Source organism: Bradyrhizobium sp. ORS 285, from assembly GCF_900176205.1.
Lineage (GTDB): Bacteria > Pseudomonadota > Alphaproteobacteria > Rhizobiales > Xanthobacteraceae > Bradyrhizobium.
The window spans coordinates 5752580-5765900 of the sequence record NZ_LT859959.1 but is presented as its reverse complement, the minus strand read 5'-3'; the positions used below and the strand labels follow the sequence as shown (position 1 = coordinate 5765900).

General features: G+C 65.6%; 13 protein-coding genes. 12 read left to right on the top strand and 1 reads right to left on the bottom strand.

Translation table 11 applies throughout. The features are described from left to right. Positions 1-16: 16 nt before the first annotated feature. From puhA to bchJ, 9 genes are all read left to right on the top strand, one after another. Complete coding sequence (gene puhA, locus BRAD285_RS25895) at positions 17-796, top strand: photosynthetic reaction center subunit H (protein WP_006615534.1); 780 nt, start codon at positions 17-19, stop codon at positions 794-796. After that, complete coding sequence (puhB, locus tag BRAD285_RS25890; RefSeq protein ID WP_006615535.1) at positions 793-1446, top strand: photosynthetic complex putative assembly protein PuhB; 654 nt, start codon at positions 793-795, stop codon at positions 1444-1446. Before puhA ends, puhB begins: the two co-directional genes overlap by 4 nt. Before the next feature lie 11 nt (positions 1447-1457). Next, positions 1458-1961: a photosynthetic complex assembly protein PuhC gene (gene puhC / locus BRAD285_RS25885; RefSeq protein ID WP_006615536.1), complete on the top strand. Its 504-nt coding sequence runs from the start codon at positions 1458-1460 to the stop codon at positions 1959-1961. Beyond that, positions 1958-2263, top strand: a complete 306-nt coding sequence (locus BRAD285_RS25880; RefSeq protein WP_006615537.1) for a hypothetical protein — start codon at positions 1958-1960, stop codon at positions 2261-2263. The genes puhC and BRAD285_RS25880 overlap by 4 nt, the downstream gene beginning before the upstream one ends. Next, entirely contained in the window at positions 2260-3321 is a 1062-nt protein-coding gene (gene acsF / locus BRAD285_RS25875) for a magnesium-protoporphyrin IX monomethyl ester (oxidative) cyclase (RefSeq protein ID WP_006615538.1), read from the top strand. Before BRAD285_RS25880 ends, acsF begins: the two co-directional genes overlap by 4 nt. Before the next feature lie 13 nt (positions 3322-3334). Next, positions 3335-4387, top strand: a complete 1053-nt coding sequence (gene puhE, locus BRAD285_RS25870) for a putative photosynthetic complex assembly protein PuhE (protein WP_006615539.1) — start codon at positions 3335-3337, stop codon at positions 4385-4387. Beyond that, positions 4384-5595 (top strand): 5-aminolevulinate synthase, encoded by a 1212-nt coding sequence (hemA, locus tag BRAD285_RS25865; protein WP_006615540.1) that lies wholly within the window; start codon positions 4384-4386, stop codon positions 5593-5595. Before puhE ends, hemA begins: the two co-directional genes overlap by 4 nt. Before the next feature lie 96 nt (positions 5596-5691). Next, the gene (bchE, locus tag BRAD285_RS25860) at positions 5692-7296 is read left to right on the top strand and encodes a magnesium-protoporphyrin IX monomethyl ester anaerobic oxidative cyclase (RefSeq protein WP_006615541.1); all 1605 of its coding nucleotides are present in this window, start codon (positions 5692-5694) and stop codon (positions 7294-7296) included. Positions 7297-7452: 156 nt separating this feature from the next. Beyond that, entirely contained in the window at positions 7453-8145 is a 693-nt protein-coding gene (gene bchJ / locus BRAD285_RS25855) for a bacteriochlorophyll 4-vinyl reductase (RefSeq protein WP_006615542.1), read from the top strand. Between the two features lie 48 nt (positions 8146-8193). Here bchJ and BRAD285_RS25850 read toward each other — a convergent pair whose 3' ends face one another. Then, positions 8194-9114, bottom strand: coding sequence for a LysR family transcriptional regulator (locus BRAD285_RS25850; RefSeq protein ID WP_006615543.1), 921 nt, complete (start codon positions 9112-9114; stop codon positions 8194-8196). A gap of 146 nt (positions 9115-9260) precedes the next feature. Between BRAD285_RS25850 and BRAD285_RS25845 the strand changes: the two genes are divergently transcribed. The 3 genes from BRAD285_RS25845 (at position 9261) to tkt (ending at position 13291) form a co-directional block, all read left to right on the top strand. After that, positions 9261-10316: a class 1 fructose-bisphosphatase gene (locus BRAD285_RS25845; protein WP_006615544.1), complete on the top strand. Its 1056-nt coding sequence runs from the start codon at positions 9261-9263 to the stop codon at positions 10314-10316. Between the two features lie 63 nt (positions 10317-10379). Continuing rightward, entirely contained in the window at positions 10380-11255 is an 876-nt protein-coding gene (locus tag BRAD285_RS25840; RefSeq protein WP_006615545.1) for a phosphoribulokinase, read from the top strand. Next, positions 11252-13291 (top strand): transketolase, encoded by a 2040-nt coding sequence (gene tkt / locus BRAD285_RS25835; RefSeq protein WP_006615546.1) that lies wholly within the window; start codon positions 11252-11254, stop codon positions 13289-13291. The genes BRAD285_RS25840 and tkt overlap by 4 nt, the downstream gene beginning before the upstream one ends. Positions 13292-13321 lie beyond the last annotated feature (30 nt).

Sequence of the window (13321 nt, the reverse complement as noted above, 5' to 3'; positions counted from 1 at the left end):
AGTCGGGGAGGAAGTCATGACGTCTTTCACGAGCTACATCGATGTCGCGCAGGTGGTCCTTTATGGGTTCTGGATCTTCTTCGCAGGCCTGATCTTCTACCTGCGCACCGAGGACAAGCGCGAAGGTTATCCGTTGCAGTTCGAGGGCCGGATCGGCCGGCAGGTCCCTTCGAGCGGCAACGGCTTCCCGACGCCACCGAGCCGCAAGACCTATCACATGCATGGCGGCCGCACCGCATCGCTGCCGAACTGGGACAACGACCGCGCCGATGCGCCGGTGACGCCGATGTATGCCTGGCCGGGCACGCCCTATCTGCCAACCGGAAATCCGATGCTCGACGGCGTCGGCCCGGGCTCCTACGCCGCGCGCAAGGACGAGCCGGAACTGACCATGGACAACATCCCGGCGATCGTGCCGCTGCGCGTCGATGGCAGCATCTTCATCGCCACGGAGGATCCGGACCCGCGCGGCATGCCGGTGTTCGGCTGCGATGGCAAGCGCGGCGGCAAGGTTCGTGAAGTGTGGGTCGATCGCGCCGAGATGCTGATCCGCTATCTCGAAGTCGAGGTCGACGGCACCGTCGGCCGCCACGTGCTGCTGCCGATGACCATGTGCGTGGTCGACAAGTCGCGCAAGGCGGTGCTGGTCGATGCCATTCTCGGCTCGCAATTCGCCAACGTGCCGGGCCTCAAGAGTCCCGACCAGATCACCAAGCTCGAGGAGGACAAGATCGTCGGCTACTATGGCGGCGGTCATCTCTATGCGACCGCTGCGCGCCAGGAGCCGCTGCTGTGAACACGCGTCGGGACCAGGATCAGCTGATGCTGCCGGCAGGCGAGCGCCTGCTGTGGCAGGGACAGCCCACGGTGAAGGCGCTGCTGCTGCGCGTCTTCCACCTGCGCCTGGTGCTCGCCTACTTCGCGGCGCTGTTCGGCGCGCGCGTGGTGACGGGCACGCTGGACCACCAGCCGCTCGCCGCGTCGCTGGGCAGTGCGTCATCGCTGGCCATTCCCGTGGTGATCGCGACCGTGCTGCTCACCGGGCTCGCGGTGCTCTACAGCCGCACCACGCGCTACACCATCACCTCCAGGCGCGTGCTGCTGCAGTTTGGTGCCGTGCTGCCGATGACCTTGAACGTGCCGTTCAAGCAGGTCTCGCGCGCCGATGTGAAGCTGTTCTCGGACGGCTCCGGCGATCTGCCGCTCGGCGTCACCGCGCAGCAGCGGCTGTCGTATCTCCTGCTGTGGCCGCATGCGCGTCCCTGGCGGTTGAACGAAGTCGAGCCGATGCTGCGCGGCGTGGCTGATGCCCGTGAGGTGGCCGAGATCCTCGCCAAGGCGCTAGTCGCGGCCTCGGACGGCGCTGTTACGGCGCAGCCTCTCGCCGCAGGCAACGATCAGCCGCAAGGCGCGTCGGCTGCCGGCGCGGTGGCCAGCGCGGCGTGATGGAGGGTGTCATGAGCCAAGCCGAGGGCCATGTCGAACATTACGTCGATCATTACGTCGAGCATCACGCCGAACCCGAGATCGTCATTCCGAAGGGCGCGCTGCGCGCGGCCTTCGCCCTGGTCATCTTCTCCCTGGTTGCGGCCGGCGTCGGCCGCTGGACCGGTGTAGGCACCGTCCACACCGATCACGCGGCCGCCGTGCAGACCGTGGCGCTGCGGTTCGAGGATCGTCCCGATGGCGGCATCTCCGTGGTGTCGCCTAATAGCGGCAAGGTCGTCGGAATCGTCGAGGCCGGCGGCGACGGCTTCCTGCGCACGGTGCTGCGCAGCATGGCCTACGATCGCCAGCGTCACGCGATCGGCTCGGGGCCGTCCTTCACGATCAACCGCTGGTCCGATGGCCGCATGAGCCTGGACGATCCGGCCACCGGCCGGCGCGTCGATCTCGGGCCGTTCGGTGACAACAACAAGCGCCGGTTCACGGAGCTGATGAGCATGGGAGAAACGCGATGAGAGCCTTATGGGCCAATGAGCCCCGCCGCTTCGACATCGGCTGCAGCATCGAGGTCGAGCAGACCTCCGAGACACTGCACGCCCATGTCACGCTCGACCGCGACGTCAACATCCGTCCCGGCGACGAGGTGGTCATCCATGGGGATCCGATCACGGTCAAGTTCGGCGAGCAGCTCAACCTGCGGCGCACCGCCACTGTGGTCCGTGCCGGCCCGGTGAAGCGCATGCTGATGCATGTCGCGGGCTATCTCGAACTCACGGAATTGTACGACGTCAGCTTTTCGGACGGGAGGGTCAGATGATCGCAATGGAAGGCGGATCGGGAAACATCTCCACCAAAATGGCGCTCGAGGACACGATCCTCACCCCGCGCTTCTACACCACCGATTTCGCGGCGATGGACCGGCTCAATGTCGACCTGGTGCGCCGCGAATGGGATGCCGTGATGGCCGAGCTGCGCGCCGACCACAACCGCAAGCACTTCGTGCGCACGCCGGAGTTCGACAAGGATCTCAACGATCTGCCGGAGGCGCTTCGCGCCGAGTTCAAGGACTTCCTGGTGTCGTCCTTGACCGCCGAGTTCTCCGGCTGCGTGCTCTATGCCGAGATCAAGAAGCGGATCAGCAATCCCGATATCCGCGAGCTGTTCCAGTTCATGAGCCGTGACGAGGCCCGGCATGCCGGCTTCATCAACGAGATCCTCAAGGATCACGGCATCGGCGTCGATCTCAGCTTCCTGACCAAGACGAAGAAATACACCTACTTCAAACCGAAGTTCATCTTCTACGCGACCTATCTGTCGGAGAAGATTGGCTACGCCCGCTATATCACGATCTATCGCCAGATGGAGCGCAACCCGGAGCGCCAATTCCACCCGATCTTCAAGTGGTTCGAGAAGTGGTGCAACGACGAGTTCCGCCATGGCGAGGCGTTCGCGCTTCTGATGCGCGCCGATCCGAAGCTGCTCAGCGGCTACAACAAGCTCTGGATCAAGTTCTTCCTGCTCGCGGTGTTCGCCACCATGCATGTCCGCGACCACATGCGGCCGGCCTTCTATGAAGCGCTGGGCATGCCGGTGGACGAGTACGACATGCGCGTGTTCCGGATCACCTCGGAGATCTCGCGCCAGGTCTTCCCGGTGATGCTCGACATCGACAATCCGCGGTTCTGGGATGGCTTGAAGCAGTTGCGCCAGATCTCGGAAGCGATTGCCGATGCGAAGGCGCAAGGTGGCGTGATGGGCGCGATCAAGCGCGCGGTGCTGCCGCTCAAGGCGGCGCTGACCTTCGGCCGGCTGTACATGCTGCCGGCCAAGAGCAACGAGCTGCCACGGGAGATCAGGCTGCAACCCGCCTGGTGACAAGGAGCCGGCCATGGGCGCGACCGCGATTGCCATACCCTATGTCGTGTTCGTCTGGTGGTTCTCGACCGGCGCCGTGCTGGCGCTGGTCGGGCTCGCCGCCCGCTATCCGGCCGCATTCAAATGGGGCACGGCCGCGGCATTCGTTGCGGCCTTGTCCGGCGTCGCGGTGTCGAGCCAGGTCGCCGAGGATGCCAACGCCTATTGCGCCTTCACCTGCGCCATTCTGTTGTGGGGCACGGTCGAGATGTCGCTGCTCGCCGGCTGGATCACCGGCCCGCGTCCCGAGCCATGCCCGCGTGATTGCACGCCGGCCTCGCGTGTCGGCTTCGCATTGCAGGCGATCGCCTATCACGAGCTGGCGCTGATCGCGACCGCGGGACTCGTGTTCGCGGTGACATCGGGCGCGCCCAACCGTCTGAGCTGGTGGACCTTCGCGGCGCTGTTGGTGCTGCGGCAGAGCGCCAAGATCAACTTGTTCCTCGGCGTGCGCACCCTGAACGACGAGCTGCTTCCGCAGCAGGTCCGCTTCATGCGCAGCTATTTCGCCAAGAAGTCCACCAACCTGCTGTTTCCGTTCTCGATTGCTGCGGCGACCACCGCGACCGTGCTGGTCGCCGCCGCCGCACTCGGCGCCAAATCTTCGTTCGACGGAGTCGCGCTGTCGCTGCTCGCATCGTTGATCGCGCTGGGGCTCCTCGAACATGGATTCATGGCGCTGCCGATGCCGGTCATCAATCTCTGGCGCTGGAGCGCGCCGGTCGAGCCGGTGATGGCGGCCGTCGCTGCCGCACCGGCGGCGATACCAGTGACGCCGATGGTGCGGCCGGTGCTGTCCGTGATGACGGCGGCGCACGAGGCGGAGCGCCCGACGCCTGCGCCGAAGCCATCGATGTCGGCGCAGAAGACTGCCGCCGCCTTGGCGCGGCAGCGGCTCGAGGAGCAGTTCCGCCAGGCCTATCGCCAGTCCCGCGCCGACGCGCAGGCGCAAACCATCACCGGCTTGACCTCATCCATCACAACGGTGGTCGATCCGAACACGACAGCACAGGGGGGAGTACCATGAACTACGAAGACTATTTCCGCCGGCAACTCGACGGTCTCCGGCGCGAAGGACGCTACCGCGTCTTCGCCGATCTGGAGCGCAAGGCCGGCGCCTTCCCGCGTGCGACCTACCGCGGCCCGCATGGCGAGCGCGAGGTTTCGGTCTGGTGCTCCAACGATTATCTCGGCATGGGCCAGCATCCCAAGGTGCTGGAAGTCATGCATGAGGCGCTCGACCGCTGCGGCGCAGGCGCCGGCGGCACCCGCAACATCAGCGGCACCAATCATTATCATATCCTGCTGGAGGAGGAGCTTGCCGATCTCCACGGCAAGCAGGCGGCGCTCTTGTTCAACTCCGGCTACGTCTCGAACTGGACGTCGCTGTCGACCCTGGCGGCGCGCATGCCCGGATGCGTGATCCTGTCCGACGAACTCAATCACGCCTCGATGATCGAGGGCATCCGCCACAGCCGCTGCGAGACAAGGATCTGGCGCCACAATGATGTTGCCGATCTCCGCGACAAGCTGTCGGACCTCGACCCGAAGGCGCCGAAGCTGATCGCGTTCGAGAGCGTGTACTCGATGGACGGCGACATCTCGCCGATCTCCGACATTTGCGACGTCGCCGATGAGTTCAACGCGATGACCTATCTCGACGAGGTTCATGCCGTCGGCCTGTACGGCCCGCGCGGCGGCGGCATCTCCGAGCGCGACGGCGTCGCCGATCGCCTCACGGTGATCGAGGGGACGCTCGCCAAGGCGTTCGGCGTGATCGGCGGCTACATCACCGCCTCGAACACGGTCTGCGACTTCGTCCGCAGCTTCGCCTCCGGCTTCATCTTCTCCAGCTCGCTACCGCCGGCGGTTGCGGCCGGCGCGCTGACCAGCATCCGGCATCTCAAGGCCAGCAATGCCGAGCGTGCGCGCCACCAGGACCGCGTCGCGCGGCTGCGCCGCCGGCTCGATGAAGCCGGCGTCAGTCATCTCGATAATCCCAGCCACATCGTGCCGGTGATGGTGCGCGATCCCGTGCTGTGCAAGCGCATCAGCGACATCCTGCTCGACCGCTACGGCATCTATGTGCAGCCGATCAACTATCCGACGGTGCCGCGCGGCACCGAGCGGCTGCGCATCACGCCGTCGCCCTATCACTCCGACGAGGACATCGAGCATCTGGTGTCGGCGCTGTCGGAGATCTGGGCCGAGATGGGCCTCGCCCTGGCGGCATGATTTGCGTGCGATCCGCGCGGCGTTTGCGCCAGATCAATTTGTCAATCCAGATTGACGTTAGGGTGTGATGACAAATTGATAACCGGGGAGAACGCCGTGCGGATCTTGTTGCTGCATCCCAACTATCACTCCGGCGGCGCCGAGATCGCCGGTAACTGGCCGCCGGCCTGGGCGGCCTACATCTCCGGCGCGCTGAAGGCCGCCGGCTTCGCCGATCTCCGCTTCATCGATGCGATGACCAACGATCTCTCCGAGGAGCAGGTCCGCGCCATCCTGCGAACTGAGAAGCCGGATGTGATCGGCTGCACCGCGATCACGCCCTCGATCTACAAGGCCGAGCGGCTGCTGGAAATCGCGAAGGAGGAGCATCCCGATGCGCTGACGGTGCTCGGCGGCATCCACGCCACCTTCATGTACCAGCAGGTGCTGACGGAAGCGCCATGGATCGACGCTATCGTGCGCGGCGAGGGCGAGGAGATTATCGTCGATTTGATGCGCGCCCACGAAGACGGCCGCTGGCAGAACGATCGCCGCAGCATCAAGGGCATCGCCTATCGCGACGGCACCGAGGTGGTCGCCACCGTGGCGGCGCCGACGGTGAAGAATCTCGATGCGATCACGCCCGACTGGAGCGTGCTCGAATGGAGCAAGTACATCTACATCCCCATGAACAAGCGCGTCGCCATCCCCAACATGGCGCGCGGTTGTCCGTTCACCTGCAGCTTCTGCTCGCAGTGGAAGTTCTGGCGCGACTATCGCATCCGTGACCCGAAGAAGGTGGTCGACGAGATCGAGACCCTGATGCGCGAGCACGACGTCGGCTTCTTCATCCTCGCCGACGAGGAGCCGACCATCAACAAAAAGAAGTTCATAGCCTTCTGCGAGGAGTTGATCCGCCGCGATCTCAAGATCCTCTGGGGCGTCAACACCCGCGTCACCGACATCCTGCGCGACGAGGCGCTGCTGCCGCTGTACCGCAAGGCTGGCCTGATCCACGTCTCGCTCGGCACCGAAGCCGCGGCGCAGATGAAGCTCGATCGCTTTAACAAGGAGACCACGGTCGCGCAGAACAAGAAGGCGATCCAGCTGTTGCGCGATGCCGGCATCGTCGTCGAGGCGCAGTTCATCGTCGGCCTGGAGAACGAGACCCGCGAGACGCTGGAAGAGACCTACCAGATGGCGCGCGACTGGAAGCCTGATCTCGCCAACTGGGCGATGTACACGCCGTGGCCGTTCTCCGACCTGTTCCGCGACCTCGGCGACAAGGTCGAGATCTTCGACTACGAGAAGTACAATTTCGTCACGCCGATCATGAAGCCCGACGCGATGGACCGCGGCGAATTGCTCGACGGCGTCATGAACAACTACCGGCGCTTCTACATGCACAAGGCGCTGTTCTCGTATCCCTGGGCCGGCTCCGGAGAGCGCAGGCGGTATCTGCTCGGCTGCCTCAAGGCGTTCCTGAAGTCGGGCTTCGAGCGCAAGTTCTACGATCTCGGCCGGGTCAACTATTGGGGGCCGCAATCCAAGGGCAAGGTCGATTTCGGCTTCGACACCTCGCGCAAGCGCGCCGAGCTCGGCAAGGTCGAATGGAAGACGAGCCATAATCGCAAGCTGACCGGACCGCAGCAGGCGCAGGTGATGGCCTGCGGCGGCGGCACCGAGCAGATGAGCGAAGAGGCCGAGACCAGGGTGCACTGAGATGCACGGCGCGCGCGCCCAGCATCTTCAGCTGCCGCGCGCTGCCGCCGCCCCGGATCGCGCCGCTGAAAGCGTTCATGAACGCCGCACCATTCGGGGCCTCATGGTTCGAGACGCGCCGCAAGCGGCGCTCCTCACCATGAGGGGAGCAGTACCATGAGCGTTGTGGACCGCACCTCACATTCAGACCTCGTCCTGAGGAGCCCGCCGGAGGCGGGCGTCTCGAAGGACGGTGGCAGGCACACGGCCAGCTTCAACCATCAGTCAGAGACAGGCCGCATCGGCCCCAACGCGATCATCCAGACCGCGGAGGCCTTGCGGCTGCTACGCGGCGAGTGGGACGCGCGCCGCGTGTTCGCGGCCGCCAGGCTGGAGCCATATCTCGCGACCCCGCCAGCCGACATGGTCGACGAGGCGGAGGTCATCCGGCTGCATCGCGCCCTCAGGGCCACCTTGGACGACGATGCAGCCCGTGTGGTCAGCGCAAAGGCGGGGCAGTTGACTGCGCTCTATCTGCTCGCAAACCGCATTCCCCAACCCGCCCAGCGCGTGCTCCGCGTGCTGCCGGCGCGCCTCGCCAGTCATGCGCTGTCGCGCGCGATCTCGGCGCATGCCTGGACCTTCGCCGGCACCGGCCTCTTCACCGCGCGTCCGGGGCGGCCGACCACTTACGAGATCCGCCATTGCCCGCTGTGCCGCGGGCAGGGGGCCGACCATCCGATCTGCGATTTCTACGCCGCAACCTTCGAGACGCTGTTTGCCCGGCTGGTGCATCGGAACGCCCGCGCGCGCGAGATCAGTTGCGAGGCCATCGGCGCATCCGCCTGCCGCTTCGTGATCGACTGGTGAGGTCAGGCCATGCGAGACGTGACACCGCCACGGCTTCGGGTGTCGCGCTCAGCGGGGCAGAAACCGCGCGCCCTCCTTGCCGAAGAAATCGAGCATGGCCTGCGCGGGGGGCAGCAGCAGCTTGTCCGCGCGCCGCACGGCGTGCCATTGCCGGATGATCGGCAGGCCCACCACCTTCAGCGTCACCAACCGTCCTTCGCCGAGCTCATGGGCCACGGTGTGCTGCGAGATGAAGGCGATGCCGAGGCCGGCGATGACCGCCTGCTTGATGGTCTCGTTGCTGTCCATCTCCATGCTGGTCTTGGGCTGCAGGCCATGCTTGGCGAAGTAGGTCTCCATCAGCAGCCGGGTCCCCGAGCCCGGCTCGCGGGTGATGAACACTTCGCCGGCGAGGTCATCGGCCGCGATGCGTTTGCGGCGGGCGAGACGATGGCCGGCCGGCGCGATGATGACATGCGGATGCTTGCCGAACGGGCGCATGTCAACGGGAATGTCGGCCGGCGGTCGTCCCATGATGGCGATGTCGAGATCATAGCCGCGCAACGCCTCGCGCAGGCTGTCGCGATTGCCGATCCGCAACGTCACGTCGATCTTGGGAAAGCGCCGCGAAAACTCCGCAATCGCAAAAGGCACGAAATATTTCGCGGTGCTGACGGCGCCGATCGCCACCCGGCCGCCGCTGCGGCCGGCGAGAATGTCGAGCGCCTGCTCGCAATCCTGCAGCGCGGCCTCGACGCGCTCGGCGAGCGCGAGCACGCTGCGCCCGGCCTCGGTCAGGATCATGCCGTCGGTGGTGCGCTGGATCAGCGGCAGCCCGGCGAGCTCCTGGAGATTGCGAATCTGCAGCGTCACAGCCGGCTGTGTCAGGTTCAAACGCCCGGCCGCTGACGTGACCGATCCGGAGTTCTGTACGGCAACCAGCGCGCGAAGCTGGCGGATGGTGAGGTCGCGGGAGAAGTGGCGGCTCATGGAACCTTCGTGATATCGATCGCATAAGGAAAACTTTGGTCGATCCAAAGATATTGAAATTTCCCTAATCAGGCAAATCGTAGTCTTGATAGCAGCGCGGCACGACGCTTTCGTGCGGCTTCATCAAGTTCCCGGCAGAGGAGCTGATGGCGAGGGAGTGGCCCATGGATCACGAGCTAAATCATCATCAGACATTGCAGGCCCATCTCGCGTCGCACGGGGCGGATGCTGATTGCGCCGCTGTCATCGAGGCCCTCGCCGACGCCGCCCGCGAGCTGGCGCGGCAGATTGCCATCGCGCCGCTGTCCGGCGTCGACGAAGGCGCCGCCACCGTCAACACCGACGGCGACATCCAGAAGGCGCTCGACATCGTCGCCGACAATCTGATGCGCGACGCACTGCGCCGGGCGCCGGTCGCCGGCATTCTGTCGGAAGAGGGCGACCGGCCGGAAACGGTCAACGAGGCTGCCCCACTTTGCGTGGCGATCGATCCGCTCGACGGCTCCTCGAACCTGCAGAACAACATCTCGGTCGGAACCATCTTCTCGATCCGGCCGCGCGGCCGCGACGTGCTGTCCAGCTTCTTCGAGCCCGGCACCGCCCAGCTCGCCGCCGGCTTCTTCGTCTACGGACCGCAGACCTGCCTCGTGCTCGCGATCGACCGCCGCGTCGACCTCTACGTGCTGCATCCGACCTTGCACGAGTTCATCCTCGCCAAGTCGGGCATCCGCATCCCGCAGGATACCCCGGAATTCGCGATCAACGCCTCGAACCGTCGGCACTGGAGCGGCACCGTCCGCAACTATGTCGATGAGTGCCTGTCGGGCGCTGCGGGCCCGCGCGGCCGCGACTTCAACATGCGCTGGATCGCCTCGCTGGTGGCGGAGGCCTACCGCATCCTGATGCGTGGCGGCGTGTTCCTCTATCCCGCCGATTCCCGCCCGGGCTATCGCGAGGGCCGGCTGCGGCTGGTGTACGAAGCGCATCCGATGGCGCTGATCATGGAATGGGCCGGCGGCTCGGCCTCGAGCGGCCGCGCGCGCATCCTCGAATTGTCGGCGCGCTCGCCGCACCAACGGGCGCCGCTGATCATGGGCGACGTCCGCCTCGTGCGCGATGTCGACCAGCTGCATGAAGGTGTCGAGCCGCTGTTCGAGACGAGCGATGCGCCCCTGTTCGCCCGCCGAGGCCTGTTCCGCTGAGCGTGCGCTGCTGAGCACCCCTGCTGATTATCCCTGGCTCGGCGAGTCTTCCGGAGAGAATTCATGTCACGTCGTCATCCCATCATCTCGATCACGGGCTCGTCCGGTGCGGGCACCACGTCGGTCAAGAAGACCTTCGAGAACATCTTCCGCCGCGAGAACGTCAAGGCCGCGTACATCGAGGGCGACGCCTTTCATCGCTACAATCGCGAGGAGATGCGCCGCAAGATGATCGAGGAGGCGGAGCGCGGCAACAAGCACTTCAGCCATTTCAGCCCCGACACCAATCTGTTCGAGGAGCTCGAGAAGACGTTCCGCGACTATTCGGAAACAGGCACCGGCACGACGCGCCACTACGTGCATGACGAGGAGGAGGCGCGGCTCTACGACGCCCGCCCCGGCACCTTCACCGAGTGGACGCAGCTGCCGGCGGAGTCCGACCTGCTGTTCTACGAAGGCCTGCACGGCGCCGTCGTCACCGAGAAGGTCAACATCGCCCAGCATGCCGACCTGAAGATCGGCGTCGTGCCGGTGATGAACCTCGAATGGATCCAGAAGCTGCACCGCGACCGCGCCTCGCGCGGCTACACCACCGAGGCGGTCACCGATACCATCCTGCGGCGCATGCCGGACTACGTGAACTACATCATCCCGCAGTTCTCGGAGACCGACATCAACTTCCAGCGTGTGCCGACGGTCGACACCTCCAATCCGTTCATCGCGCGCTGGATCCCGACGCCCGATGAATCGATGGTGGTGATCCGTCTCAAGAACCCGCGCGGCATCGACTTCCCTTATCTGCTGTCGATGATCCAGGGCAGCTTCATGTCGCGCGCCAATTCGATCGTAATCCATGGCTCGAAGCTCGATCTCGCCATGCAGCTCATTCTCACCCCGATGATCATGCAACTGATGGACCGAAAGAGGCGCACGCTATGACCGCCACCGCCCTGCAAAAGGCTGCCGCCAAATCCGATCTCAAAGCTGATCCTGCGCATGCCGAGATGGCGAACGCCATCCGCTTCCTCGCGATTGACGCCGTGGAGAAGGCGAAGTCCGGTCACCCGGGTATGCCCATGGGCATGGCCGACGTCGCCACCGTGCTGTTTCAGCGCTTCATGAAGTTTGATCCCGCCGATCCCACTTGGCCAGATCGCGACCGCTTCGTGCTGTCGGCCGGCCACGGCTCGATGCTGCTCTATGCGCTGCTGCATCTCACCGGCTACGAGGCGGTGACGATCGACGAGATCAAGGCGTTCCGGCAATGGGGTGCCAAGACGCCGGGGCATCCGGAATATGGCCACACGCCGGGAGTGGAGACCACGACCGGACCGCTGGGGCAGGGCATCGCCACCGCCGTCGGCATGGCGCTCGCCGAGCGGCTGATGAATGCGCGCTATGGCGACGACCTGGTCGACCACTACACCTATGTGATCGCCGGCGACGGCTGCCTGATGGAAGGCATCAGCCACGAGGCGATCTCGCTCGCAGGTCATCTCAGGCTCAATCGTTTGATCGTGCTGTTCGACGACAACGGCATCTCGATCGACGGCTCGACCGGGCTTGCCTGTTCCGACGATCAGCTCGCGCGCTTCGCAGCCTCAGGCTGGGCGACCAGCCGCATCGACGGCCATGATCCCCAGGCGATCGAAGCCGCCATCGCCGCCGCGCGGCAGAGCGACCGGCCCAGCATGATCGCCTGCCGCACCACAATCGGCTTCGGCTCGCCGGGTCGCCAGGGATCGGAGAAGGCGCATGGCGCGCCGCTTGGGCCGGAGGAAGTCGAGAAGACCCGCGCCGCGCTGCATTGGCCGCACCGGCCGTTCGAGGTTCCGGCCGACGTGCTGGTGAGCTGGCGCGAGATCGGCGCGCGCGGCCGCAGCGTGCGCCAAGCGTGGAAGGAGCGTGCACGCAAGCTCGGCACGTCGGACCGCTCGCCCTGTCACGATGCGCTGAACAAGAAGCTACCGGCCGCCTACACTGAGCGGATGGCGCAGTTCATCGCGCAGCTCACGGCCGAGAAGCCGAAGATCGCAACCCGCCAGGCGTCGCAGAACGTCATCGACGTGATCGCGACGGTGCTGCCGAACCTGCTCGGCGGCTCCGCCGATCTGACGCATTCCAATCTGACCAAGGCGAAGACGCACAAATCGGTGACGCCGTCGACCATGGACGGCAACTACGTCCATTACGGCGTCCGCGAGCACGCGATGGCCGCGGCCATGAACGGCGTTGCGCTGCATGGCGGCTTCATTCCCTATGGCGGCACCTTCCTGGCGTTTGCCGACTACAACCGGCCAGCGATCCGCTTGGCCGCGCTGATGGGGATCCGCGTCATTCACGTGATGACCCACGACTCCATCGGCCTCGGCGAAGACGGCCCGACCCATCAGCCGGTCGAGCATGTGCCGAGCCTGCGCGCCATTCCCAATCTCCTGGTGTTCCGTCCGGCCGACGCGGTCGAGACGGCTGAAGCCTGGGATTGCGCGCTGCGCGCGGAGACCTCGCCGTCGGTGCTGTGCCTGTCGCGGCAGGCGCTGCCGGCGTTCCGGACCGAGGCGTCCGATCATAACAAGGTGGCGCTTGGCGCCTACGTGGTGATCGAGCCGGAAGCCGGCCGCGACGTCACGCTGATCGCGACGGGCTCGGAGGTGGCGATCGCGCTGGAGGCCGCGAAGCTACTGGCAGCGGAAGGCGTGCAGGCGGCGGTGGTGTCGGCGCCCTGCTTCGAATTGTTCCGCAAGCAGTCCGCGGAATATCGCGCCGAGGTGCTCGGCAATGCGCCGCGCATCGGCGTCGAGGCCGCCATCGAAGGCGAGTGGGCGCGCTGGCTTGGCGACGCCGGCGAGTTCGTCGGCATGCACGGGTTCGGCGCCTCGGCGCCGGCCGATGTGCTGTACCGCGAATTCGGCATCACGCCGGCGGCCGTCGCTGACGCGGCCATGCGCAACATCATCCGGGCGCGGGCGTCCTGACGCCCGGCATCCACAGAACAGACCACACAG